This is a genomic window from Streptomyces sp. NPDC040545 (genome assembly GCF_055595065.1).
The window spans coordinates 1-25,344 of sequence record NZ_JBVIWA010000028.1 but is presented as its reverse complement, the minus strand read 5'-3'; the positions used below and the strand labels follow the sequence as shown (position 1 = coordinate 25,344).

The 25,344-nt window shown below is 72.5% G+C and carries 21 protein-coding genes and 1 tRNA gene; 19 read left to right on the top strand and 3 right to left on the bottom strand.

All coding sequences use genetic code 11. The annotated features are described in order from the left end of the window. Positions 1–122 precede the first annotated feature (122 nt). The gene (locus ACZ573_RS34635) at positions 123–404 is read left to right on the top strand and encodes an HU family DNA-binding protein (protein ID WP_007264399.1); all 282 of its coding nucleotides are present in this window, start codon (positions 123–125) and stop codon (positions 402–404) included. A gap of 388 nt (positions 405–792) precedes the next feature. Here the strand turns inward: ACZ573_RS34635 and murA are convergent, their stop codons facing one another. Next, entirely contained in the window at positions 793–2,136 is a 1,344-nt protein-coding gene (gene murA, locus ACZ573_RS34630; protein WP_030010731.1) for a UDP-N-acetylglucosamine 1-carboxyvinyltransferase, read from the bottom strand. Positions 2,137–2,399: 263 nt separating this feature from the next. Here murA and ACZ573_RS34625 point away from each other — a divergent pair, with 263 nt between their 5' ends. The 12 genes from ACZ573_RS34625 to ACZ573_RS34570 all read left to right on the top strand — a co-directional run bounded on the left by ACZ573_RS34625 (position 2,400) and on the right by ACZ573_RS34570 (position 17,308). Beyond that, positions 2,400–2,960 carry a YqgE/AlgH family protein gene (locus ACZ573_RS34625; protein ID WP_301370743.1) on the top strand — a complete coding sequence of 187 codons (561 nt, stop codon included), beginning with the start codon at positions 2,400–2,402 and terminating at the stop codon, positions 2,958–2,960. Between the two features lie 29 nt (positions 2,961–2,989). Continuing rightward, positions 2,990–3,274 (top strand): DUF3039 domain-containing protein, encoded by a 285-nt coding sequence (locus tag ACZ573_RS34620; RefSeq protein WP_063754862.1) that lies wholly within the window; start codon positions 2,990–2,992, stop codon positions 3,272–3,274. Positions 3,275–3,455: 181 nt separating this feature from the next. Next, positions 3,456–5,093: a beta-N-acetylhexosaminidase gene (locus tag ACZ573_RS34615; protein ID WP_471312240.1), complete on the top strand. Its 1,638-nt coding sequence runs from the start codon at positions 3,456–3,458 to the stop codon at positions 5,091–5,093. Positions 5,094–5,412: 319 nt separating this feature from the next. After that, positions 5,413–6,297, top strand: coding sequence for an FAD binding domain-containing protein (locus ACZ573_RS34610; RefSeq protein WP_150261856.1), 885 nt, complete (start codon positions 5,413–5,415; stop codon positions 6,295–6,297). Continuing rightward, positions 6,294–8,264 (top strand): (2Fe-2S)-binding protein, encoded by a 1,971-nt coding sequence (locus tag ACZ573_RS34605; RefSeq protein WP_471312238.1) that lies wholly within the window; start codon positions 6,294–6,296, stop codon positions 8,262–8,264. Before ACZ573_RS34610 ends, ACZ573_RS34605 begins: the two co-directional genes overlap by 4 nt. A 53-nt stretch (positions 8,265–8,317) precedes the next feature. Then, positions 8,318–10,606 carry a xanthine dehydrogenase family protein molybdopterin-binding subunit gene (locus tag ACZ573_RS34600; protein ID WP_471312314.1) on the top strand — a complete coding sequence of 763 codons (2,289 nt, stop codon included), beginning with the start codon at positions 8,318–8,320 and terminating at the stop codon, positions 10,604–10,606. A 167-nt stretch (positions 10,607–10,773) separates the two neighbouring features. Further along, positions 10,774–11,334: a hypothetical protein gene (locus ACZ573_RS34595; protein ID WP_471312236.1), complete on the top strand. Its 561-nt coding sequence runs from the start codon at positions 10,774–10,776 to the stop codon at positions 11,332–11,334. Next, on the top strand, positions 11,331–12,785 hold the full coding sequence (locus ACZ573_RS34590; protein ID WP_471312234.1) for a WXG100 family type VII secretion target: 1,455 nt from the start codon (positions 11,331–11,333) through the stop codon (positions 12,783–12,785). Before ACZ573_RS34595 ends, ACZ573_RS34590 begins: the two co-directional genes overlap by 4 nt. A gap of 21 nt (positions 12,786–12,806) precedes the next feature. Beyond that, complete coding sequence (gene mycP, locus ACZ573_RS34585) at positions 12,807–13,988, top strand: type VII secretion-associated serine protease mycosin (protein WP_471312232.1); 1,182 nt, start codon at positions 12,807–12,809, stop codon at positions 13,986–13,988. 45 nt (positions 13,989–14,033) lie between these two features. Continuing rightward, positions 14,034–14,465, top strand: coding sequence for a hypothetical protein (locus ACZ573_RS34580; RefSeq protein ID WP_471312230.1), 432 nt, complete (start codon positions 14,034–14,036; stop codon positions 14,463–14,465). Between the two features lie 9 nt (positions 14,466–14,474). After that, positions 14,475–16,757, top strand: coding sequence for a hypothetical protein (locus ACZ573_RS34575; protein WP_471312228.1), 2,283 nt, complete (start codon positions 14,475–14,477; stop codon positions 16,755–16,757). A gap of 32 nt (positions 16,758–16,789) precedes the next feature. Beyond that, complete coding sequence (locus tag ACZ573_RS34570; protein WP_471312226.1) at positions 16,790–17,308, top strand: hypothetical protein; 519 nt, start codon at positions 16,790–16,792, stop codon at positions 17,306–17,308. 56 nt (positions 17,309–17,364) lie between these two features. Here the strand turns inward: ACZ573_RS34570 and ACZ573_RS34565 are convergent. After that, positions 17,365–17,436, bottom strand: a tRNA-Cys gene (locus ACZ573_RS34565). A gap of 180 nt (positions 17,437–17,616) precedes the next feature. On the opposite strand from ACZ573_RS34565, the gene ACZ573_RS34560 reads away from it, so the two are divergent. The 6 genes from ACZ573_RS34560 to ACZ573_RS34535 all read left to right on the top strand — a co-directional run bounded on the left by ACZ573_RS34560 (position 17,617) and on the right by ACZ573_RS34535 (position 23,824). Beyond that, entirely contained in the window at positions 17,617–19,128 is a 1,512-nt protein-coding gene (locus ACZ573_RS34560; protein WP_471312224.1) for an MFS transporter, read from the top strand. 70 nt (positions 19,129–19,198) lie between these two features. Further along, a complete protein-coding gene (locus ACZ573_RS34555; RefSeq protein WP_471312222.1) occupies positions 19,199–19,399 on the top strand; it encodes a hypothetical protein in 201 nt (66 codons plus the stop codon). After that, positions 19,396–19,809, top strand: a complete 414-nt coding sequence (locus ACZ573_RS34550) for a type II toxin-antitoxin system death-on-curing family toxin (protein ID WP_471312220.1) — start codon at positions 19,396–19,398, stop codon at positions 19,807–19,809. Before ACZ573_RS34555 ends, ACZ573_RS34550 begins: the two co-directional genes overlap by 4 nt. Before the next feature lie 136 nt (positions 19,810–19,945). Beyond that, positions 19,946–21,730, top strand: a complete 1,785-nt coding sequence (locus tag ACZ573_RS34545; protein WP_052874215.1) for a DEAD/DEAH box helicase — start codon at positions 19,946–19,948, stop codon at positions 21,728–21,730. Between the two features lie 498 nt (positions 21,731–22,228). After that, the gene (locus tag ACZ573_RS34540) at positions 22,229–22,870 is read left to right on the top strand and encodes an IclR family transcriptional regulator (protein WP_007264382.1); all 642 of its coding nucleotides are present in this window, start codon (positions 22,229–22,231) and stop codon (positions 22,868–22,870) included. Between the two features lie 156 nt (positions 22,871–23,026). Next, positions 23,027–23,824: a S16 family serine protease gene (locus ACZ573_RS34535; protein ID WP_351158767.1), complete on the top strand. Its 798-nt coding sequence runs from the start codon at positions 23,027–23,029 to the stop codon at positions 23,822–23,824. Here the strand turns inward: ACZ573_RS34535 and ACZ573_RS34530 are convergent. Next, complete coding sequence (locus ACZ573_RS34530; protein WP_471312217.1) at positions 23,754–25,085, bottom strand: MFS transporter; 1,332 nt, start codon at positions 25,083–25,085, stop codon at positions 23,754–23,756. The genes ACZ573_RS34535 and ACZ573_RS34530 overlap by 71 nt on opposite strands. Between the last annotated feature and the right edge of the window lie 259 nt (positions 25,086–25,344).

Sequence of the window (25,344 nt, the reverse complement as noted above, 5' to 3'; positions counted from 1 at the left end):
AGGATGCGTAACCGGGCGAGAGGGTCTGACGTTCAGACCCGGGTCCGGGGACTGTCCTAGGGCCCTGGCAGCATCGGCTTCGATCTCACGCCTCTAAGGCAAGTTGAACACGGGAGTACAACATGAACCGCAGTGAGCTGGTGGCCGCTCTGTCCGAGCGCGCCGAGGTGACCCGCAAGGACGCCGACGCCGTTCTGGCCGCGCTCGCCGAGACCGTCGGCGAGATTGTCGCCAAGGGCGACGAGAAGGTCACCATCCCCGGCTTCCTGACCTTCGAGCGCACCCACCGTGCCGCTCGCACCGCGCGCAACCCGCAGACCGGCGACCCCATCCAGATCCCGGCCGGCTACAGCGTGAAGGTCTCCGCGGGCTCCAAGCTCAAGGAAGCCGCCAAGGGCAAGTAAGTCCTGCCCCGGCGCCGAGGGCCGCACAGGCCTTTGGAACGGCAGTAGTACGCAGAACGACGATGGGCGGTCACCCCCGGGCGGGGTGGCCGCCCTTCGGCATGTCCGGGGCCGGACACGGGCCGGTGGGCCCGGACGGGCGGAGGACCGCCCCGGGCCGCCCGGCGAGCCTGACAGGCCCTGTGAGGGCCCGTCAGGGGGCCTGGCGGGGCTCAGGTATGCCACCGGCACGTCCCGCCGGGCCGCAGTGCGGCTCCGTACGGCTCCATACGGCTCCTACGGGCGGGGGACCGGGCCTCGGCCGGGGTACGGGAAAGCCCCCCGGGCCCTGTGCGGGGCCCGGGGGGCTTTCTGCGTACGTCCGGGTGTCCGGGCGTCCGGGTACGGCTCAGGCGAGGTCGCCGCCCGGGAGCTCGACCTTCGCGCCGAGTTCCACGAGCTTCTCCATGAAGTTCTCGTAGCCGCGGTTGATCAGGTCGATGCCGTGGACCCGCGAGGTGCCCTCGGCGGCCAGGGCCGCGATCAGGTACGAGAATCCGCCGCGCAGGTCGGGGATGACCAGGTCGGCGCCCTGCAGCTTGGTGGGGCCGGAGACGACCGCCGAGTGCAGGAAGTTGCGCTGGCCGAAGCGGCAGGCGCTGCCGCCCAGGCACTCGCGGTACAGCTGGATGTGAGCACCCATCTGATTGAGCGCCGAGGTGAAGCCGAGCCGGGACTCGTAGACCGTCTCGTGGACGATCGACAGACCGGAGGCCTGCGTCAGGGCCACGACCAGCGGCTGCTGCCAGTCGGTCTGGAAGCCGGGGTGGACGTCCGTCTCCAGCGCGATGGCGTTGAGCGGGCCGCCCGGGTGCCAGAAGCGGATGCCGTCGTCGTCGATCTCGAACGCCCCGCCGACGCGGCGGAAGGTGTTCAGGAACGTCATCATCGAGCGCTGCTGGGCACCGCGCACGTAGATGTTGCCGCCGGTGGCCAGCGCCGCGGAAGCCCAGGAGGCGGCTTCCAGACGGTCCGGGAGGGCCTTGTGGTTGTAGCCGCCGAGGCGGTCGACGCCCGTGATCCGGATGGTCCGGTCGGTGTCGACGGAGATGATCGCGCCCATCTTCTGCAGGACGCAGATGAGGTCCTCGATCTCCGGCTCCACCGCGGCGTTGCTGAGCTCGGTGACGCCCTCGGCCAGGACGGCCGTCAGCAGCACCTGCTCGGTCGAGCCGACCGACGGGTAGGGGAGGCGGATCTTGCAGCCGCGCAGGCGCTGCGGGGCTTCCAGGTACTGGCCGCCCTCGCGCTTCTCGATGGTCGCGCCGAACTGGCGGAGCACGTCGAAGTGGAAGTCGATCGGCCGGCCGCCGATGTCGCAGCCGCCCAGGCCCGGGATGAAGGCGTGGCCGAGCCGGTGCAGCAGGGGGCCGCAGAACAGGATCGGGATGCGCGAGGAGCCCGCGTGGGCGTCGATGTCGGCGACGTTCGCGCTCTCGACGTGGGTGGGGTCGAGCACGAGCTCGCCCGGCTCCTCGCCGGGACGGACCGTCACCCCGTGCAGCTGGAGCAGCCCGCGGACGACGCGCACGTCACGGATGTCGGGAACGTTGCGCAGCCGGCTGGGTTCGCTGCCGAGCAGAGCGGCGACCATGGCCTTGGGCACGAGGTTCTTCGCACCACGGACACGGATCTCGCCCTCGAGCGGGGTACCGCCGTGGACAAGCAGTACATCGTCACTGATGCCGGTCATGAATCTCGCGTTCCGGAGAGGGGTGGGCAGGGGGCCAGGGAAAAGGGTAAGGGCCACCACCCCCTTGTTCGTAAGGCCGACGTGGCCGTAGGACTGTCATGAATTCGGTACAACACCCTCCGTATCCACCACATGGCGGAGTGTTGCGTTCCGCCTACGCCGTCCGTGCGCGCTCCTCGCTGCTGCCGTGCGCCCTGAGCTGCGGTCGATCCGATCTTCCCGCTCGCTCCCCGGAATCGGCCGATGTGCGGGATCATGGCGGCATGACCGAGGTGTCCTCCCTCACAGGGCGGCTGCTCGTGGCCACCCCCGCCCTCGCGGACCCGAACTTCGACCGCGCGGTCGTGCTGCTGCTCGACCACGACGAGCAGGGCTCCCTCGGCGTGGTCCTGAACAGGCCGACGCCCGTGGGCGTCGGCGACGTCCTGCTGCCCTGGGCGCCCCTGGCCGGCGACCCCGGGGTGGTCTTCCAGGGCGGGCCGGTGGCCATGGACTCGGCCCTGGGCGTGGCGGTGATCCCGGGCGAGGAGGGTCCGCTCGGCTGGCGCCGCGTGTACGGGGCGATCGGACTGGTCGACCTGGAGACGCCGCCGGAGCTGCTGGCCGCGGCCCTGGGCGGCCTGCGGATCTTCGCCGGCTACTCCGGCTGGGGCCCGGGCCAGCTGGAGGCGGAGCTCAGCGAGGGCGCCTGGTACGTGGTCGAATCGGAGCCCGGGGACGTGTCCTTCCCGGATCCGGAGCGGCTGTGGCGGGCGGTGCTGCGCCGCCAGCGCAGCGACCTCGCGATGGTCGCCACCTATCCGGACGACCCGTCGCTCAACTGACGGGCGCGGGGTTAAGTACCCTGGGTTCCATGAGCACTCTTGAGCCCGAGCGCGGGACTGGCACGGGGACCCTCGTAGAGCCGACGCCGCAGGTGTCGCACGGTGACGGCGACCACGAGCGCTTCGCCCACTACGTCCAGAAGGACAAGATCATGGCGAGCGCGCTCGACGGGACCCCCGTCGTCGCGCTCTGCGGCAAGGTCTGGGTACCGGGCCGGGACCCGAAGAAGTACCCGGTCTGCCCCATGTGCAAGGAGATCTACGAGTCCATGGGCCCCGGCGGGGACAAGGACAAGGGCGGCAAGGACCAGTAGTCCGCCCCCGGCCCTCCGTCTTCCGCGGGACCGAGACCGACCGAGACCCCCGGTGCGCCCCAGTGCGCCCGGGGGTCTTTGCCGTGCCCGTGGGGCGCGTTAGGGTCGGCGCGACGAGCGCCCTGCGGAACGAGCGTTGCGCAGGGCGCAACACGCGCACGCCGTCGTGAAGGGCTGACGCATGGACCTGATCCCCGCACCCCGGGTCGCCGTTCCCGACGAGGGCGGGCGCCGCTTCGCGTTCGGGCCCGGGCCGGTCCTGGACGCCGGGCCGGGAGCCGCGGCGGTCGCGCGCTGGCTGCGGCGCGAACTGGGCGCGGCCACCGGCTGGGAGCTGCCCGCCGCCGGGGCCGGCGTGACCGCCGAGCTGCGGCTGCGCGTCGACCCGGACGGCGCCGGGGACCTGGGCCCGGAGGCGTACCGCATCGAGATCGGCCCGGACGGGGCGGAGCTGACGGGCGCGACGGCGGCCGGGCTGTTCTGGGGCGCCCAGACGCTGCGTCAGCTGCTGGGGCCCGACGCGTACCGCAGGGCGCCGCTGCCCGGCCGCGCGTGGAGCCTTCCGTACGCCTCGGTCGTGGACGGCCCGCGGTTCGGCTGGCGCGGGATGATGCTGGACGTGGCCCGGCACTTCATGCCCAAGGACGGCGTGCTGCGCTACATCGACCTGCTCGCCGCGCACAAGCTCAACGTCCTGCACCTGCACCTGACCGACGACCAGGGCTGGCGGATCGAGATCGAGCGCTACCCGCGGCTGACCGAGGTCGGCGGCTGGCGCCCGCGCAGCCGCTGGGGCCACCGGGCCTCACCGCTGTGGAACGAGACCCCGCACGGCGGCTTCTACACGCAGGACGACATCCGCGAGATCGTCGCGTACGCCGCCGAACGGCACGTCCGGGTGGTCCCGGAGATCGACGTACCGGGGCACTCGCAGGCCGCGATCGCCGCGTACCCGGAGCTGGGCAACACCGACGTCGTCGACACCGCCGCGCTCGGGGTCTGGGAGGACTGGGGGATCACCGAGAACGTGCTCGCGCCCACCGAGGCCGTGCTTCGCTTCTACGAGGGGGTCTTCGAAGAGCTGCTGGAGCTGTTCCCGGCCGAGGTCTCACCCTTCGTGCACGTGGGCGGGGACGAGTGCCCCAAGGCGCAGTGGAAGGCCTCCGCGACCGCCCAGGAGCGGATCCGCGAACTGGGCGTGGACGGGGAGGACGGGCTGCAGTCCTGGTTCGTCCGGCACTTCGACGGCTGGCTGGCCGCGCGCGGGCGGCGGCTGATCGGCTGGGACGAGATCCTGGAAGGCGGGCTCGCGGAGGGCGCCGCCGTGTCCTCGTGGCGCGGCTACGCGGGCGGGATCGCCGCCGCCGAGGCCGGGCACGACGTGGTCATGTGCCCCGAGCAGCAGGTCTACCTGGACCACCGGCAGGCGGGCGGCGCGGACGAGCCTATGCCCATCGGGTACGTGCGCTCGCTGGAGGACGTCTACCGCTTCGAGCCGGTGCCGCCGAAGCTGTCGCCGGAGGCCGCCGCCCGGGTGCTGGGCGCGCAGGCCAACGTGTGGACCGAGGTGATGGAGAACCAGGACCGGGTCGACTACCAGGTGTTCCCGCGGCTGGCGGCCTTCGCCGAGGTGGTGTGGTCACGGCAGCCGGCGCCCGGGGAGCGCGACTTCGCGTGGTTCGAGGGGCGGATGGACGCGCACTACGCGCGGTTGGCCGCGCAGGGGGTCGATTACCGGCCGCCGGGCGGGCCGTTGCCGCGGCAGCGGCGGCCCGGTGTGCTCGGGCGTCCGATCGAGGGCACGCCCCCGAACGTGTGACAAGTGGATGCCGGCGCCGACCCGAACCGAAAGGGAACGGGAGCGGAACTCTGCCTCAATTTCCCCCTATACAGGGAAAATCGGGCAATCGGGGAGGAGGGTCGCCCAAGGCGGTGCGACAGGGCCGTACGCCCCGTACGGGGCACCGCGCCCGGGGTCGGCCGCAGCGGGCGGACCCTCGCGCCGGGCGGCCCGGAAGATGTGCCAGAGTTGCCACGTCCCGGCGGTGAGGACGTACCGTACGGCGGAACAGGCGTGAGCGCCGGAACCGGGACATCGGGAAGGGGCAGCTGGGTTGACCACGCACGCACCGCACGCACTGGATTCACCTCAGGGGCCGCAGGGCCCGCAGGCGGCGCAGTCCGTGACGCTGCCGGCCTCGCTCGACGAGGCCGTGGCGGCGCTCACCGCCATGCCCGCCGCCGTGCCGGTCGCGGGCGGCACCGACCTGATGGCCGCCGTCAACGCCGGGCTGCTGCGGCCCGCCGCGCTGGTGGGCCTGGGCCGGATCAACGAGATCCGCGGCTGGCAGTACCAGGACGGCCACGCGCTGCTCGGTGCGGGCCTCACGCACGCCCGGATGGGACGGCCGGATTTCGCCGCTCTGATCCCCGCCCTCGCGGCCGCGGCCCGGGCCGCCGGCCCCCCGCAGATCCGCAACGCGGGCACCCTCGGCGGCAACATCGCCACCGCCGCGCCCACGGGTGACGCACTGCCCGTGCTGGCCGCGCTGGAGGCCGTACTCGTCATCGTCGGCCCGGGCGGACAGCGGGAGATCCCGGTGTCGTACCTGCTGGCCGGGCGGGAGATGCTGCGGCCCGGCGAGCTGATCGGCTTCGTGCGGGTGCCGCTGCTGCACGCACCGCAGGTGTTCCTGAAGGCCACGGGCCGTACCGGGCCGGGGCGTGCTGTGGCGTCCGTGGGGCTCGTCCTGGATCCCGCGCGCCGGGGGGTGCGCTGCGCCATCGGCGCGGTCGCCCCGATGCCGCTGCGGCCGCTGGAGGCCGAGCAGTGGGTGGCCTCGCTGATCGACTGGGACGGCGGGCGGACCCTGGCCCCCGAGGCGCTGGAGGCCTTCGGCGAGTACGTCGCCGCCGCGTGCGTGCCCGACCAGGGCGAGCCGGTGGCTCCCGGAGTACTGCATCTGCGGCGGACGGTGGCCGTGCTGGCGCGCAGGGCCCTGGGGAGGGCGCTGACCTCATGAGCGAGAACGAGAACGAGAACGTGACCCAGGGGAACGGCACGGCGGGCTGGGGCTGGGAACCCGTCCCGCAGGGCGGCGAGTACGACTCGGACGCCACGGCCTTCGTGAAACTGCCGCAGGACATGCTGGACGCGCTCGGCACCGGGGAGCCGCTCGCGGCGCCCGGGCACGGCTACGTGCCGCCGCCGATGATCGTGCCGCTCGGCTCGGCCAGCACGGATCCGGCGGCCACGGGGACGTGGGCGATTCCGGTGCAGTGGCCGGAGGCGGGCGGCCCGGCACAGGGCGGCCCCGCGGGTGGTGCGGGTGGCGCTGGTGGCGCCGGTGCTGCTGGTCAGGGTCAGGGCCCGGGCTCCGGGTCGGTGGGCGGGCCGATCCCGGCGTCGATCCCGATCCCGGCGTCGGTCGCGGCGGCGTTCGCCGAGGCGGAGCCGGAGCAGCCGGTGACCGATCCGAGCGCGACGGCCGAGTGGCGCTTCCCGGAGGCGGCGCAGGAGCCCGAGCCGGCCGGGCCGGCGACCGGGCAGTGGGCCGTGCCCGAGTTCGAAGAATTCCCCCACCAGCCGAACGACTACCGGCGGGGCGCTCTGGACGCCGACTGGAGCCAGGCCCCGGCGACGCTGCCGGGCGGCGCCGCGGCGCCGTGGGCGTACCTGACGCAGCAGCCGGCCGGGGACCCCGGCACGGACGCCGCCGCTGACGCTGGCGCCGCTGCCGGTGTGCTGCCCGGCACGGACGAGGCCGCCGCCGCTTCGGCAGCCGCCGCCGCGACCGCGCATGCCGCCGGACGTGGGCCGCGCGTGCTGGGCGGGCCCGGGGTGGGCACCCCCCTGTCCGAGGGCGAGCCGGTGCACCAGGCCCCGCACGACATCGAGGCCGCGCACGGCCCGGCGGCGGAGCACGCCGAGGGCGCCCGGTCCACGGACCACGCGGGACAGGGCGAGTACACCGGCCATGCGGGCCACGCGGTCCACGGGGAGTACGCCGGGCAGGGCGAGTACGCCGCGCCCGGCGCCGCCGCGGAGCCGCCGGTGCCCCCCGCCGACCTGGATCTCTTCGGCGGGGTCCGTGTCCCGGCACCGGCCGCCGAGCCCGCGCAGCCCGGCGGCACCGACGGCCACGGCTTCACGGCGTTCGGCCACGCGCCGGAGCCCGGCCCCGAGGCCGCGCACGGGCCCGCGCACGAGGCGGAGCCCGCCGCCGCGGACTCCGACCCCGGGAGCGGGGACGGGCCGGCCGCGCAGGAGCCCCCGGCCGGCCTCACGCCGACCGACGGCACCGCCGACAGCGGGGACGCAATCCCGGACGAGGGCACCACCGAAGGTTTCCCGGCCGAGGTGGCGACGTACGAAGAAGACGCGACCGCCGGGGCCGTCGCCCATCACGAGCACCCGTCGGCCTCCTACGTCCTGCGGGTCAACGGCGCCGACCGGCCCGTCACCGGCGCCTGGATCGGCGAGTCCCTCCTGTACGTGCTGCGCGAGCGGCTCGGCCTCGCGGGCGCCAAGGACGGCTGCTCGCAGGGCGAATGCGGCGCCTGCGCCGTGCAGGTCGACGGCCGGCTCGTCGCCTCCTGCCTGGTACCGGCCGCCACGGCCGCCGGCAGCGAGGTGCGTACGGTCGAGGGTCTCGCGACGGACGGGGAACTCTCGGACGTCCAGCAGGCGTTGTGCAGGTCGGGTGCGGTGCAGTGCGGGTTCTGCGTACCCGGCATGGCCATGACCATCCACGACCTGCTGGAGGGCAATCACGCCCCCAGCGAGCTGGAGACCCGTCAGGCCCTGTGCGGCAACCTCTGCCGCTGCTCCGGCTACGCGGGCGTCGTCGACGCCGTGCGCGAGGTCGTGGCCGAGCGCGAGGCGGCGGCCGCGGAACCCGCGGCCCCGGGCGCAGGTGCACCGGAGCCGCGCATCCCGCACCAGGCAGCGCCCGGCGAGGGCGGCATCCACCACGGAGGCACGGCGTGAGCGGGCAGGACGCGGCGACGGCGACCACAACGGTCAACCCCACGGTGACGGCCATGGCCGCCCCCGGTTCCGAGGCATCCGAGCCGCAGGTCCCGCGCGGAATCGGGGCCTCCGTCCCGGCCGCGGACACCCGCGCCAAGACCGAGGGCACCTTCCCCTACGCCGCCGACCTGTGGGCCGAGGGCCTCCTGTGGGCCGCCGTGCTGCGCTCCCCGCACGCCCACGCCCGGATCCTCTCCATCGACACCACGGCCGCCGCCGAGATGCCCGGCGTCCGCGCCGTCGTCACCCACGCCGACGTGCCCGGCGCCACCACCCACGGCCGCCGGATCGCCGACCGGCCGGTGTTCGCGCACGACGTCGTACGCCACCACGGCGAGGCCATCGCCGCCGTCGCCGCCGACCACCCCGACACCGCACGGCTCGCCGCCGCCGCGATCGCCGTCGAGTACGAGCTCCTCGACCCGGTCACCGACCCCGAGCAGTCCTTCGGCGCCCCCGCCCTGCACCCCGACGGCAACCTGATCCGGCACATCCCGCTCCGCTACGGCGACCCGGAAGCCACCGGCGAGGTCGTCGTCGAGGGCCTGTACCGGATCGGCCGCCAGGACCCCGCCCCCATCGGCGCCGAGGCCGGACTGGCCGTGCCGCGCCCCGACGGCGGCGTGGAGCTCTACACCGCGTCCACCGACCCGCACACCGACCGCGACCTGGCCGCCGCCTGCTTCGGACTGGATCCGGACCGCGTGCGCGTGGTCGTCACCGGCGTACCCGGCGCGACCGCCGACCGCGAGGACGCCGCCTTCCAGCTCCCGCTCGGCCTGCTCGCCCTGCGCACGGGCTGCCCCGTCAAACTGGCCGCCACCCGCGAGGAGTCCTTCCTCGGCCACACCCACCGCCACCCGACCCTGCTGCGCTACCGCCACCACGCGGACGCGGAGGGACGCTTGGTCAAGGTCGAGGCACAGATCCTCATGGACGCCGGCGCCTACGCCGATTCCTCCTCAGAGTCCCTGGCGGCGGCGGTAGCCTTCGCCTGCGGCCCGTACGTCGTCCCGCACGCCTTCGTCGAGGGCTGGGTGGTACGCACCAACAACCCGCCGTCCGGCCACGTACGCGGCGAGGGCGCCATGCAGGTGTGCGCCGCGTACGAGGGCCAGATGGACAAGCTCGCGGCCGCCCTCGGCATCGACGGGGCCGAGCTGCGCCTGCGCAACGTCCTGGCGACCGGAGACCTGCTCCCCACCGGCCAGACGGTGACCTGCCCGGCCCCCGTGGCGGAACTGCTGCGCGCGGTCCGCGACTTCGAACTGCCCGCCCTGCCCAAGGACGCCCCGGAGGACGAGTGGCTGCTGCCGGGCGGCCCGGAGGGCGCGGGCGAGCCGGGCGCGGTACGGCGCGGGGTGGGCTACGGCGTCGGCATGGTCCACATGCTCGGCGCCGAGGGGGCCGACGAGGTCTCCACGGCCACGGTGAAGGTGGTGGGCGGCGCGGCCACGGTCATCTGCGCGGCCGTCGACACCGGTCAGGGCTTCGCCACGCTGGCCCGGCAGATCGTGCAGGAGGTCCTGGGCGTCGACGAGGTCGCCATGGCCCCGGTGGACACCGACCAGCCGCCGGCCGGCCCGTCGGCGCACGGCCGCCACACGTGGGTGTCGGGCGGCGCGGTGGAGCGGGCGGCCAAGATGGTCCGCACCCAGCTCCTCCAGCCCATGGCCCACAAGCTGGGCATGTCGACGGAGCTCCTGCAGATCCAGGACGGTCGCATCACGTCGTACGACGGCGCGTTCTCGATGTCGGTGGCGGAGGCGATGGCCGGCAAGGAACTCTGGGCGACGGCCCAGTGCCGCCCCCACCCCACGGAACCCCTGGACGCGGACGGCCAGGGCGACGCCTTCGTGGGCCTCGCCTTCTGCGCGGTCCGCGCGGTGGTGGACGTGGACATCGAACTGGGCTCGGTCCGGGTCGTGGAACTCGCGGTGGCCCAGGACGTGGGCCGCATCCTGAACCCCCGTCAGCTGGAGGCCCGTATCGAGGCGGGCGTCACGCAGGGCGTGGGCGCGGCCCTGACGGAGAACCTCCGCACGGTCTCCGGCCTGATCCGCCACCCGGACCTGACGGGCTACGCCCTCCCGACGGCGCTGGACGCCCCGGCGGTCCGCATCGTCAAGCTGGTCGAAGAACGTGATGTGGTGGCCCCGTTCGGCGCGAAGGCGGCGAGCGCGGTCCCCGTGGTGACGACCCCGGCGGCGGTGGCCTCGGCGGTCCGCGCGGCCACGGGCCGCCCGGTGAACCGCCTGCCGATCAGGCCTTCTGCGGCGGTGGGTACGCCCAACTCGTGACTGTGTGACCCGCATTGCACGTGCAACCCCGGACTTGGGCCTGTCGGCGCCGGTCGCTAGAGTGATCGGTACCGGTGTGTGTGTACGCGCGGACACGGGTGCGAACGGGGACGGGAAGCGGCGGAAACGCCGCGACCACGGGGAGACGGGGAGACGGGGAGGCCAACGTGGCAGAGGACAACGGGGCGGGCCAGGTGGCAGCAGCCCTCACGCTGGGGCTGGCGGGCCCGATGGGCGCGATCGCGGGGGCGGCTTACGGTGCGGCCAGTGCGGCGCTGCGGGTCGAGTTCGACTCGATGAGCGAGTACAAGCGCATGGTGGACTCGCTGTTGGACGAACTCACCGGCTCGGACGCGGACCACAAGAAGCTGGCGGACGGCAAGCTGCCGGCCAGCAAGCTCGGCAAGGGCTTCACCGAGGTGGACGCGCTGTTCAAGTCGTACGACACGGTCATCACGCAGCTGCAGAACCTCTCGAAGGGGCTGGCGGGGCAGATCGAGGCCCTGGGCATCGCGGTCCTGTCGGCGGGTAAGGGCTACGACGGCGTGGACGAGGAGACCAAGCGGCGCATGGCGGCCATCGCCAGGGAGGCGAAGGCGCAGTACGTGGAGGAACGCGACCCGTGGCCGGAGGAACAGCGCCGCCTCAAGGAAGCCAACCAGCCACCGACGTCCACGACTCCGACTCCGACTCCGTCGACCAGCACGGCGGGAGGTAGCTACTCATGACCGATTTCGAACGCTTCACGCACCAGCAGATGCGCGACATGATCGCTTCGCTGGACCCCATCTCGGTCCAGGCACGGGCCGACCAGCTGAAGAAGGCCGCCGAGGACATCAAGAAGATCGGCGAGGCGCTCAAGAACCACGTCGTGACCGGCTGGGAGGGCCAAGGAGCCGACGCCTTCCAGGAGTGGGTGGGCCGCGCCGGCAACGCGACGCTGCGCCTGAGCGAATACAGCGCCAAGGGCGGGACGGCGATGGGCTGGGTCGTCCAGACGATGACCGAGGCCACGAAGATGGTCGCGGTCGACGCGACCGCGACCAAGGATCTCGCGGCGGCCATCGAGCACCACAACGACCCGGACTCGGCGAAGACCCGCTCGGAGGCCCAGACGATCCTGGACGCGGACCGCCGCGAGGCCATCCGCCTGATGACCAACCTGGCGCAGTCGTACCAGCAGTCGTCCACGGAGATGGACAGGGCCCCGATCCCGACGTTCCCGCCGCCGCCGCCTGACCTTGTGCCGAAGGGCTACGACGGCGGCGGTTCAGAAGAGATGGCGAGGTCTGGGGGAGGCTCCGGAGCAGTCGGCTCCGCCGGTTCGTCGTACCCGGTGACGGGTCCTGGCGGCAGTGCGCCGGCGAACGAGCCAGGTTTTGTTCCGGGACATCCGCCGCAGCCGGACAACACTCTGCCGACGACGACTCTGCCCGCGCCGGTGACGCCCGACCGTGACGTGGAGGTGGACCTCGACACGGTCGGCACGCTGCCCCCGAACCAGACACTGCCTCCGGTGACGACGCCGCCCGGTGGCCCGCTGCCGACGAGCCCCGGCGGTCCGACCCCCGGCCCCTTCGTGCCGCCCATGGCAGTCCCACCGATCAGCGGGGTGAAGGGGCCGGGTCTCCCCGGTGTCTTCGGCCCCGGCATCCCTGTCCCGGGCACGCCTGGTCCCCTCGGCAAGGGCGGCGGCCTGCCCGGCATGCTTCCGCGTGACAGCGGCATCATGGGCGGCCGCCCCGTGACGTCCACCGGCCCCAGCTCGGGTATCCCGCGGGGTACGGTCATCGGCGAAGGCGCCCAGGCAGGCCGTCCCATGGGTGGCGGAGGGATGGGCCACGGTGGCGGTGGCGGCCACGGCAGCAGCCAGGGAGGCTTCTCCGGCGGACGTCGGCTGGCCTCGGAGCCGGGAGGCGTCGTCGGAGGGCGTCAGACCGGTGCGGTCGGTCGCCCGGGCGTGGGCGGCCAGCCGTTCACCCAGGGCGGTTCGGGTCTCGTCCGCAATGGCGCCGGCGGTAGCGCGGGCATGAGGCCCATGGGCCACGCGGGCGGCGCCGGCACGCAGACTCCGGGTACGCGACGGAACGACCAGGGGGGCGAACGCCCCGACTACCTGGCCGAAGACGAAGAGACCTGGCAGGGCAGCCGTCGTGTTGTCCCGCCGGTGATCGACTGAGCAGAACGGACATTGCACGGGATGCGCATGCGCAAGGCGACCTCGGCCCTGGTGGGTCTCCTTCTGGCAGGCGTCGCCGCGACCCCTGCCCATGCGGAGACCGTTCGATCCCAGCAATGGCATCTCGACGCCATGAAGGCCGACGAGATCTGGAAGGTCACCACCGGTAAGGGGATCACCGTTGCGGTGATCGATACTGGTGTCAATCAGATCCCGGAACTTGCTGGCCAAGTTCTCCCGGGCAAGGCTTTCCCCGTTGGTGATGCCGAGGTCGGCAGGGACAACGACTATTCCGGCCACGGCACTGGCATGGCCGGAATGATCGCTGGCACTGGGAAGCACCCAAGCGGTGACGGCGCGTATGGCCTTGCACCCGGCGTCAAGATCCTCCCGATCCGTGTGCCCGACATCCTGGAAGGGACGGATACTCCGTCGATCGTCGCGGCTATTCGATACGCGGCGGACTCGGACGCCAAGGTCATCAATATTTCCATGGGGCTCCCTGGCAAGCCGGAACAAGACGCGGGGCGGGCAGCCGCTGTGAAGTATGCGCTCTCGAAGGGCAAGCTAATTTTTGCCGCCGTTGGCAATGACGGGGAATCGACCAACGAACTCGCCTACCCCGCTGGGACTCCCGGTGTGGTGGGTGTCGGGGCAGTGGACGTCAACGCTAAGCCGACCAAGGAGTCGATGCACGGCCCCCAGGTGGACATAGCGGCACCGGGTATGGACATCGTTTCATCCTGCAAGGCCCAGTCCGGGCTGTGCAAAACCCACGGAACCAGTGACTCCTCCGCCCTCGCCTCCGCCTCCGCCGCCCTCATTTGGTCCGCCCACCCCGACTGGACCAACAACCAGGTCCTGCGCGTCCTCCTGAACACCGCCGGCAAGCCCACCGACGGCGTCGAGCGCAACGACTACGTCGGCTACGGAGTGGTCCGCCCCCGGATCGCGCTCCAGACGCCCGGCGACCCCGGTCCGGCCGACGTCTATCCGCTGCCCGATCTCGCGGCGGCGGACGCGGCCAAGAAGCCCTCCGCAGCCCCCGACGGCAAGGCCCCCGACGCCGCCGCGTCCAAGCCCGCCGCGCAGGCCGAGGAGAAGAAGAGCGGCAGCGCGCTTCCCTGGATCGGGCTCGGTCTGGCAGCCTGCGTGCTGATCGGTGGAGCCGTGACCGTAGTCGTCGTACGACGTAACCGCTGACCCGGGGCCGATCTGACCTGCACCCTGCCTTCGGGAGTTCACGCGATGTCGTTCGACGAGGAATGGTCGGCGGCTCGCGCCACGGCCACCGCCAGTGTCACCATGCGCCTCAATCAGGTGCCCGCCGATCCCGGCGGCGGTGGTGGCGGTGGCGGCGGTGACCTCGAGCTCAATCAGGACCACATCGGTGCGATCGGCTCCGAGGCGTACAAGCTGCACACGCGCCTGCAGGCCGACGGCAAGCACGCCGCCACCGCCACCGCCGAAGCCGCCGGGGCCCTCACGAAGGAGGCCTTCGCCGGCGGGGCGGCGCTCCTCAAGGCCAACAGCGTCTGGGAGAGCCAGGTGAAGACCCTCGTGGCCGCCTGCGCCAACATCTCCAACGGGCTGAACTACTCGCTCGCCTCCCACGCCAAGGACGAGCAGCAGCTCCATGCAGACTTCACGGCGTCCGCGATCGACAGATACCTCAAGTAGGCGCCCCGCATGCTGACGTACGAGAACGTGATGAACGCGCCCCTGGACAAGCTCCAGACGGCCGTCACCGACTGGACGGCGATGGCCGGCAAGCTCGACGAGATGGCCGAGGCCGCCCGCAACGGCATGAAGGCGAAGTCCGACAAGGCCGAGTGGAGCGGGGTCACCGCAGGAGTGGCGCGCGGGTTCGTCGACAAGACGGCCAAGGAGTTCGAGGACGCGGCCAAGGCCGCCAAGGGCATGTACCAGGTCCTCGCCGACGCGCACGCGACGTTCAAGGCCGCCCAGGACGCGCTGAAGAAGCTCGCCGCGGAGGCTCCGGCGGCCGGCTTCCAGGTCGATGCCGACGGGCGGGTCACCGCCATCCCCCTGCCCACCGAGGGGGAGCGGAACGCGGCCCGGCACGACCCCGACTACCAGGCGACCCTGAACACGGCCCGCAACGCGTGGCAGTCCCGGATCAACCGGGCGGTCGAGGACGCCCAGGACGCCGACGACTCCCTGGTCCGCGTCCTCCAGGCGAACGTCGCCGACGAACACGATTTCAGCGGAGCGAAGTTCACCACCCTCGATGCCGAACAGGTGGCCCGCGCGGCCGATCTGATGAAGAAGGTCACCGGCGAGGGCGGCACGGCGCGCAACGTCGAGGCGCTGCGCGAGCTGGAGGAACTGCTCGACGACAACCGCACGGACCCCGAGTTCTCCACGGGCTTCTACCGGACGATCGGCGCCGAGGGCACGCTGGAGATGTACTCCAAGATGTCCCTCGACGCGACCGGCCTGGGGGCGCCCGGCAAGGACCGCGCACTGATGGTCGCGAACATCCAGAGCGACATGGGCGCGATGCTCGGGCTCGCGACGCACAAGGACGTCCCGGGCCACCTCGACGCGGCCTGGACGACCCAGCTGATGAAGGCGGGCCGCAAGGAGATGGCCGTCTACGGCGGCGTGCAGCAGATCTACGGCTACCAGGCCCTGGGCGCGCTGCTGCGCGAGGGGAAGTACGACACGGAGTTCCTCACCTCGGTCGGCCGCGACATGGTCGCCATGGACCGCAAGGACCCGAGGACCTGGGAGTTCCACACCCCGTACGGGCTGGAGACGGTCCTCAGCCAGGGCCAGGACGGCCGCGGCTTCTACCCGCTGACCGGCCTGATGGAGGCGCTGGGCAACAACCCGGACGCGGCGACGGCCTTCTTCAACGAGCCGGTCCGCGAGGACAGCAACAACGACGGCATCGTCACGAAGGACGACAAGCCGGTCGGCGGCCAGCACGGCAAGGACCAGGGCATGGTCGACTACATGCTCGACAAGAAGCAGTACATGGACAGCTTCGACATCAGCCGGACCGGGGACCTGCACCCCGCCCAGCAGGCGGTCGGCGATGCCCTGATGGCGGCGGTCTCGCACCGCGCCCCGGGTGACGAGGACTCCCCGCCGGTCCCGCACACGAAGGAGATGGCGGCGGTCATGGAGCGGGTCGTCGAGAAGATCGGCGACAAGCCGGAGCTGGTCGACGCGGACCCGAAGGAACCGGACGGGCCGCTGAACGGGCTGTCCGGGCACTTCGGCCAGATGGCGGCCGAGTACATGCCGGACATCCAGGCCGCTGCGGAGAACGGCAGCGGGACGATCAAGGCCAACGGCGAGATGGCCGAGTTCGACAAGGCCGGCATGGCTCGGTTCATCGGGGCGGTGGGCCAGGATCCGGAGGCCTACGGTGCGATGACCACGGCCCAGCGGACCTTCACCACGGCACTGGTCAATGACGTCTTCACCCATCGGGGCGAGTACGACGACGTCGATGCGGCCGTCAAGGTCGCGGTGCACCCGGGCGGACAGATCGCCGGCATGCTGTCCGAAGCCCGGGCGGAGGGCACGTTCGGCGAGAACGCCCACAAGCAGGAGGAGTACGTCAAGGGCGTCGAGGACAACGCCAAGTGGGTCAACCGCGGTATCACCGCGGCGGGCGGCAAGTACCTCGAACTGGTGCCGTTGGCCGGCGACGTCGTCGAATGGCTTCAGGAGGACATCACGGAGAGCGTGGTCGAGGGGGCCGAGAAGGACGCTGCGAAGAAGGTCGAGGACAGCAACCAGAAGGCGGGCGAGGAGTACGTGCGCGCGCAGACCGGCGCGTCCGACTCGGCCGCGGCGTCGGTCCGCATCGCAGCCCGCGGATCCGGATTGTCCGAGCGAACCATCGACTCCTACGCGGGTGTCGCGTCCACGGAGACGGCGAACGCCTACTCGGTCGGCCGGGATCTGGTCGCCACCATGAACGGCGGATCATGATGACCGGTCCTCGTACTCGTACCCACCGCGCGGTGGCCGCGGTCGCCGTCGGAGCGGCACTGCTCGCCGGCTGCTCCGACGGCAAGGTGTCGGCCGTGCCCGAGCTTCCCGCGTCCACGTGCTTCGGAGCCTTCACCCCGACGGAACTCGCACCTTTCATGGGTACGGGCGAGGAGGTGCGGGTGGCCGCGCCGGCCGATGCGCGTCTGACTGCCGGCCGGAAGAGCGCGATCTGCAACATCTATGTGGAGGGGAAGACCCGGTTCTTCGCGTCGGCGGAGCGTTTGCCACAGGGACAGAATTTCTTCTGGGCTCCTGCGGTCGATGAGCAGAAGCCGGAGCCGCTTCCCTTCGCGGAGAACAGCAAGCTGTGGGACGGCGGTGTCGCGATCTTCCTCTCGTGCAAGGGTCCCACCGAGGCCTTCGAGCTCAAGCTGTGGCTCGACGGCTCGACGGAGCAGATCAAGCAGGAGGAACGCCGCCCCCTGTTCGCGGGTCTCATGAAGAAGTACCTGGACTTCGCCAGGCAGCAGACCGGGTGCGGTGCCTGAGCCGGAAAAGGCGAAGGCCGCCCAGGGGTGCGCCTGCCCCTGGACGGCCCGCCGCGAAGCCGTGACCGGAATCGAACCGGCGTAACTCGCTTTGCAGGCGAGTCCCTCAACCACTCGGGCACACGGCTGTGTGGTGGTGACGTGCATGACGCTACGGGGGCTCGCCGGGCCGGGGAAGGGATACGCGGGCCGTGCAATGCGACTGCCATGCCGCGTTCACAGTCCGTCCGGCCTAGGCCTCCGGGACGAGAGCGGGATCCGTCGAATTGACAGGGTCACTGCGGGGCTACGCACCTTACTCTGGGGCGATGAGCGCCCTTGAACCCCGTGTTCCCCAGAGAACCGCACCGATCCCGCCCCCGCCCGGGGGCGGGATTCTCGGGCCCGCGTACCGGACGCTCAGCATCGGGATCATCTCCGTCGTCTTCCTCATCGCCTTCGAGGCCACCGCCGTCGGCACGGCCATGCCCGTCGCCGCCCGCGAGCTGGAGGGGATCGGGCTCTACGCCTTCGCCTTCTCCGCCTACTTCACCACCAGCCTCTTCGGCATGGTCCTGGCCGGCCAGTGGGCCGACCGGCAGGGGCCGCTGCGGCCGCTGACCGTCGGGATCGCCGCCTTCGCCTCCGGGCTCGTGATCTCCGGGACCGCCGGGGTCATGTGGGTGTTCGTCCTCGGCCGGGCCGTGCAGGGCTTCGGCGGCGGGCTGGTCATCGTCGCCCTGTACGTCGTCGTCAGCCGGGCCTACGAGGAGCGGCTGCGGCCCGCGATCATGGCCGCGTTCGCCGCGAGCTGGGTGGTCCCCTCCATCGTCGGGCCGCTCGCCTCCGGGACCGTCACCGAGCACCTCGGGTGGCGGTGGGTGTTCCTCGCGATACCGGCCCTCGTCGTCGTCCCGCTCGTGGTGGCCCTGCCCGCGATACGGCGGACCGCGTCCGGGCCCGTCGACCCCGACGCCCCGCCCGTGGCCTTCGACCGGCGCCGGATCCGGCTGGCCCTCGGCATCTCGGTGGGGGCGGGGCTGCTCCAGTACGCCGCCCAGGACCTGCGGTGGCTGTCGCTGGCGCCGGGCATCGCCGGCGCCGCCCTGCTCGTGCCCGCCGTGCTGGGGCTGCTGCCGCGCGGGACCTACCTGGCGCGGCGCGGGCTGCCGTCCGTGGTGCTGCTGCGCGGGGTCGCCGCCGGGTCGTTCATCGCGGCGGAGAGCTTCGTACCGCTGATGCTGGTCACCCAGCGGGGGCTGAGCCCGACGATGGCCGGGTTCTCGCTCGCGCTCGGCGGGGTGACCTGGGCGGGCGGCTCGTGGGTGCAGTCCAAGGGCCGGGTGGCGCCGTACCGGGAACGGCTGATGGTGACCGGGATGGTGCTGGTGGCGCTGGCCATCGCCGCGGCGCCCGCCGTGCTGATCGAGTCCGTGCCGGTGTGGACGCTGGCACTGGCCTGGGCGGTCGGCTGCCTGGGCATGGGCCTGGTGATCGGCTCCACGAGCGTGCTGCTGCTCCAGCTGTCGGCGCCGGAGGAGGCGGGGGCCAACTCCGCCTCGCTGCAGATCTCGGACGCGCTGGCGAACGTGGTGCTGCTGGCCGGCGGGGGCGCCGCGTTCGCCGCGCTGGGCGGTGGTGCGGTGGGGGCCGCGCACAGCGTGACCGCCGACGCGTCGGCCTCGCACCCGGCCGCCTTCGCCGTGGTGTTCCTGCCGATGGCCTGCGTGGCGCTGGTCGGTGCCTGGGTGGCGACCCGGCTCGATCCCGCCAAGGATCCCGCCAACGATTCGGCCGAGGATTCGGCCAAAGATCCGGCCGGGGACCCCGCCGAGCGGTGACCGCCCGGGTCTGCCGGGCGCCGGGGAATCCGGATGCGTCACGACCGGCCGCGGCACTACCGTTCCGCCCATGAACGAGCTGATCATCATGCTCTCCGACGCCGAGCGGGCGGAGTGCGCCGACCTCGCCGACGCGACGGGCCGGTCGCCCGAAGAGCTCGCGCTGGACGCCGTACGGGCGCTGCTGCGCGCCGAGCACAGCCGGGTCGCCGCCGAGGCGCTGCGGCTCGCGCAGCAGCACGCGCCCCTGCTGAAGCGCCTCGGCGAATGAGCGCCCCCACGGCCCCGGTGCGCCACCTCACGCTCGCCGAGGTCCTGGACCTCGCCCGCCACGCCTGCCTGGCCCAGGACCAGCCCGTCGAACTGCGCGCCCCCGGGCTCCTGGAGTCGGCGGTGCACCGGCCACGCGCCCGCATGTTCGGGACCCCCGCGTACGAGGACCCGTACGAGCAGGCCGCCGCGCTGCTCCACGGCATCGCGACCAACCACCCCCTGGTGGACGGGAACAAGCGCACCGCCTGGCTCGCCGCGGCCACCTTCCTCGCCGTGAACGGGGCCGATCCGGGCGACGTGGACCAGGAGGCCGCGTACGCGCTGGTCATCGATGTGGCCGCCGGGCACGAGGGCGACGTCGCGCGGATCGCGGCCCGGCTGCGGGCGCTGCTCGCCCCGCCGATGTGACGCTCGCCGCACCCGCCGAGGTCACGGGCCTGTCCCTCCGCGAGGGGCGGGCCCGGGCCGGTAGGGTGGCCCGGTTGTCCTACGTACGACTGCCTGCCACCCGTACCAGATACGCCGAGAGCACGAACCGGAGACCGTGACTACTACCGCCTCCCACCATCTCTCACCCGCCTTCCCCGGCCGTGCCCCGTGGGGTACCGCCAACAAGCTGCGTGCCTGGCAGCAGGGGGCGCTCGACCGCTACATCCAGAACCAGCCGCGGGACTTCCTCGCGGTCGCCACGCCCGGCGCGGGCAAGACCACCTTCGCGCTCACCCTCGCCTCCTGGCTGCTGCACCACCACGTCGTGCAGCAGGTGACCGTCGTCGCGCCGACCGAGCACCTGAAGAAGCAGTGGGCGGAGGCGGCGGCCCGGATAGGCATCCGGCTCGACCCCGAGTACTCCGCCGGACCGCTCAGCAAGGACTACCACGGGGTCGCCGTCACCTACGCCGGTGTCGGCGTGCGGCCGATGCTGCACCGCAACCGCTGCGAGCAGCGCAAGACCCTCGTCATCCTCGACGAGATCCACCACGCCGGTGACTCGAAGTCCTGGGGTGAGGCCTGCCTGGAGGCCTTCGACCCGGCGACCCGGCGCCTGGCCCTGACCGGAACGCCCTTCCGGTCCGACACGAACCCGATCCCCTTCGTCACGTACGAGGAGGGCAACGACGGGATCCGCCGGTCCTCCGCCGACTACACCTACGGCTACGGGAACGCGCTCGGCGACGGCGTCGTCCGGCCGGTCATCTTCCTCTCCTACAGCGGCAACATGCGCTGGCGGACCAAGGCCGGCGACGAGATCGCCGCCCGGCTCGGCGAGCCGATGACCAAGGACGCCATCTCCCAGGCCTGGCGCACGGCGCTGGACCCGCGCGGCGACTGGATGCCGAACGTGCTGCGCGCCGCCGACCAGCGGCTGACGGAGGTCAGGAAGGGCATCCCGGACGCCGGCGGCCTCGTCATCGCCTCCGACCAGGACTCGGCGCGCGCCTACGCCAAGCTGCTGAGGGAGATCACCGGCAGCAAGGCGACCGTGGTGCTCTCCGACGACACCGGCGCGTCGAAGCGGATCGACGAGTTCAGCGAGGACGGCAGCCGCTGGATGGTCGCGGTCCGGATGGTGTCCGAGGGCGTCGACGTACCGCGCCTCGCGGTGGGCGTCTACGCCACGACCATCTCGACGCCGCTGTTCTTCGCGCAGGCCGTCGGCCGTTTCGTGCGTTCGCGCAGGCGCGGCGAGACCGCGTCCGTGTTCCTGCCGACCATTCCTTATCTCCTCGGCTTCGCCAACGAGATGGAGGTCGAGCGCGACCACGTCCTCGACAAGCCGAAGAAGCAGGGCGAGGAGGATCCGTACGCCGAGTCCGAGAAGGAGATGGACGAGGCGAACAAGCAGGAGGACGAGGACACCGGCGAGGACGAGCAGATGTCCTTCGAGGCGCTGGAGTCCGACGCGGTCTTCGACCGGGTCCTCTACGACGGCGCCGAGTTCGGCATGCAGGCGCACCCGGGCAGCGAGGAGGAGCAGGACTACCTCGGCATCCCCGGGCTGCTGGAGCCGGACCAGGTGCAGATGCTGCTGCAGAAGCGCCAGTCGCGGCAGATCGCGCACAGCCGGCGCAAGCCGGACGCGGAGGCGGACCTGCTGGAGCTGCCGGCGGACCGGCGGCCCGTGGTCTCGCACAAGGAGCTGCTGGAGCTGCGCAAGTCGCTGAACACCATGGTGGGCGCCTACGTCCACCAGAGCGGCAAGCCGCACGGGGTGATCCACACGGAGCTGCGCCGGGTGTGCGGCGGGCCGCCGAGCGCGGAGGCGACCGCGGGGCAGCTGCGCGAGCGGATCAAGAAGGTGCAGGAGTGGGCCACCCGTATGCGGTGAGTTTCCACGAAGTGGGGGACGGGGTCCGTGCGGAGGTTCGCACGGACCCCGTCCGCCGTTACGCGGTCGGGCGGCGCCGGCGGCCGTTGCCGGCGACCAGGGCCGCGCCCATGGCGAGCACCACGCCGCCGCCGGTGCCCGTCGCCGGGTCCAGGTGCGCGGGGGCGCATCCTCCCTGGAGGCGATCACAGTCGTTTTGAACATGCTCGGAGTCATGGGGCGGTAAAGGCGTCCTGTGGCAATCGAGGTCACGAAATGACACCGAGCCCGATCAGGAAACGGCACAAACAGGTAGCGCGCGCCCGGATTCTGGACGAGCCCTTCCGCTGAGCGGACCCGCTCGCTACTGTCCCCGCAACAAACGCACCGTGGCAGCGCCGCCGCGGGAGCGCAGCCGGTGCAATGGCCGCTACCGGCGGCCTCTCCGTGCGTCGCCGCGGGACCGGCGGCGTGCCACCCCGAGAGTCACCGCCGCTCACCGAAAGAGGGAGAGGCGTCGTGACCGCGGAAACCTCCCAGACTCTCGACAGAGGACTCAGAGTCCTCAAACTGCTCGCCGACACCGACCACGGTCTGACCGTCACCGAGCTCTCCAACCGCCTCGGTGTGAACCGCACCGTGGTCTACCGGCTCCTCGCCACCCTCGAACAGCACGCCCTGGTCCGCCGTGACCTCGGCGGCCGGGCCCGGGTCGGCCTCGGAGTGCTGCGGCTGGGCCGCCAGGTCCACCCGCTCGTACGCGAGGCCGCCCTGCCCGCGCTGCGGTCCCTCGCCGAGGACATAGGTGCCACCGCGCACCTGACCCTCGTCGACGGCACCGAGGCGCTCGCCGTCGCCGTCGTGGAGCCGACCTGGACCGACTACCACGTGGCCTACCGGGCCGGCTTCCGCCACCCGCTGGACCGCGGGGCCGCTGGGCGGGCCATCCTGGCAGCGCGTCAGGGCTCCCTGATCGAGCCGGGGTACACGCTGACCCACGGGGAGCTGGAAGCGGGCGCCAGCGGCGCCGCCGCGCCGCTCGTGGGCATCACCGGGCTGGAAGGCAGCGTCGGCGTCGTCATGCTGGCGGACGCGGTGCCGGAGCGGGTCGGGCCGCGGGTGGTCGACGCGGCGCGCGAGGTCGCCGACGCCCTTCGCTAGGCCGCGGGCTCGGCGGTTCGTTGCCGGGTCGGCGCCGTTGCCCCGGGCCCCCGCGCCTCAAACGCCGGCGGGGCTGGGTGTGCCCGGCTGGGCTGGTTGTGGCCGGCGGTGCTGGGGTGGGCCGGTGGGGTGGGAGGGGCCGGATAGATTGGGCGGGTGCTCTCACGCCTCTCACGTCTGCCGCGTCCCGCCGCCCTGGCCGTCTGCGCCGTGCCCGTGCTCGGGCTCTTCGCCGCCGCGGCCTTTGCGCCGCTGCCCTTCGTGGTCGCCATCCCCGGGCTCACGGCCGACGTTCTGGGCTCCGACCAGGGCAAGCCGGTCATCACCGTGACCGGCGCCCCGGTCCGGGACACCAAGGGCGAGCTGCGGATGACCACCATCCGGGCCACCGGCCCGTCCTCGACCATGAAGCTGCACGAGCTGATCGGCCACTGGTTCAAGACCGATCAGGCGGTCATGCCCCGCGAGGCCGTCTACTCCTCCGGCGGAAGCGACGAGGAGATCGAGAAGCACAACCTGGAGGAAATGTCCAAGTCGCAGTCGGCCGCCACCGACGCAGCCCTCGGCTTCCTCCACAAGGACCCCAAGGACGTGAAGGTCGAGCTCAACCTCGCCGACGTCGGCGGCCCGAGCGCCGGCCTCCTCTTCTCCCTCGGCATCGTCGACAAGCTGGACGGTGACGGCAGCGGCGGCGATCTCACCGGCGGTCGCAGCATCGCCGGTACGGGCACCATCACCGCCGACGGCGCGGTCGGCGCGGTCGGCGGGGTGGCCCTGAAGACCCAGGCCGCGCGGCGCGACGGGGCGAGCGTGTTCCTCGTACCGAAGGCCGAGTGCGCGGACGCCCTGTCGGAACTCCCCGAGGGGCTGCGGCTGGTCCCCGTCACCTCGCTGACGGATGCGGTGAACTCTCTTCGCGCGCTGAACCGGGGCGAGCCGGCTCCGTCCTGCTGACGGCCGGCGCCCGGTCCAGTCCGCGCCAGGCCGGGAAGACCATCGGGGAGAGCGTCGTCAGCAGGTACGTGCCACCGAACAGCAGCAGCGCGGTGGTGACCCCGAACCCGTCGACCAGCAGGCCGGCGGCGAGTCCGCCCATCGGCATGGTCAGCTCGCAGCCCGCCGTGGCCACGCCCGAGACGCGGCTGCGCAGCGCTTCCGGCACCTGCTCGTACATGACCGTCGTCAGGATCGGGTTGAGCATGCCCGCGCCCAGGCCGGCCAGGGCCATCGTCACCGCGAGCGGCAGGGTCGTGCCGGTGAGGGCGGCCACCACGTACCGGGTCGCCCCGGAGAGCAGGAAGGCCGCCGTGAACACCGCGCGGCGCGGGAAGCGCTCGCCCCACATCCCGTAGAACAGGGCGCCCAGCAGCGCGAAGCCTCCGAAGAGGGAGATCATCAGGCCGATCGCGGTGGCGCCGCCGAGGGCCTCCCGGCCGTGCACCGGCAGCAGGACCGAGGACCAGCCCTGGTCCAGCCCGTTGGTCATCATGACCATCACCGTGACGCCCAGCAGCAGCCGGGTGCGGGTCATGAAGGCCCAGCCCTCGGCGAGCTCGGCGCGGTACGCCTTGAGGGACACCTTCCCGGCGGTGCGCTGCGGTTCGGCGGCCGGCACCCCGCGCAGGAAGACGGAGACCAGCAGCGCCGACGCCCCGTAGGTCGCCGCGTCCAGCAGCAGTACGGTCTCGGCGCCGAACGCCGCGATGAGCAGACCGGCCACCGCGGCCCCGATCATCCGGGCACCGCGCGAGACCGCGTCGTAGAGGCCGGCGGCCCGGGTGATGGTGGTGCCGGCGTGCTCGGCGAGATTCGGCAGGAGCACGCCGCGGGCGGTCAGGCCCGGGGTGTGCACCAGGCCGCCGACGGCCATCAGCGCACACAGCATCCAGAACTCCAGGACGCCGGTGTAGTGCAGCAGCGGGATCGCGCCGACCGACAGGCCGCTGATCAGGTCGGAGGCGACGGAGACCCGGCGGCGGCCGATCCGGTCGATGACCGGTCCGCCGATCAGGGCGGCCACGATGACGGGCAGGGTGGCGCAGAAGGCGACGACCCCGGCCCGGCCGGCGCTGCCCGTGGTCTGGAGCACGAACCACGGGACGCCGATGAGGGTGAGCGAACTCCCGGCTATGGAGATGGTGTTGGCGGCCAGTACCCCGACCAGGGGGCGCCGGCCGGTCCGGCGGGTCGGCTCGTCGGGCGGTAATGCGTGCACGGTGGACTCCTCGGATGGTGTGTTCGGCGCGAGCCGTCTGCCCTGCGGGCGGCTCGGCGGTGTTTTCGGCGCGGGCCGTGTGCCGGGCGCGGGCTGTCTGCCGGGCGCTGCCCGGACCCGCGCCTCAATCGCCGGCGGGGCTGGGGGTGGCGGGCCTGTCGGCAGGGGGCGGGGTGGGGTGCCGGGGCGGGGTGTCTCCTCGGCTCGGCGCGTGCGGGCATGTCTCGGCCGTACCCGGTGGTTGCGCGCTCGTCCTGCG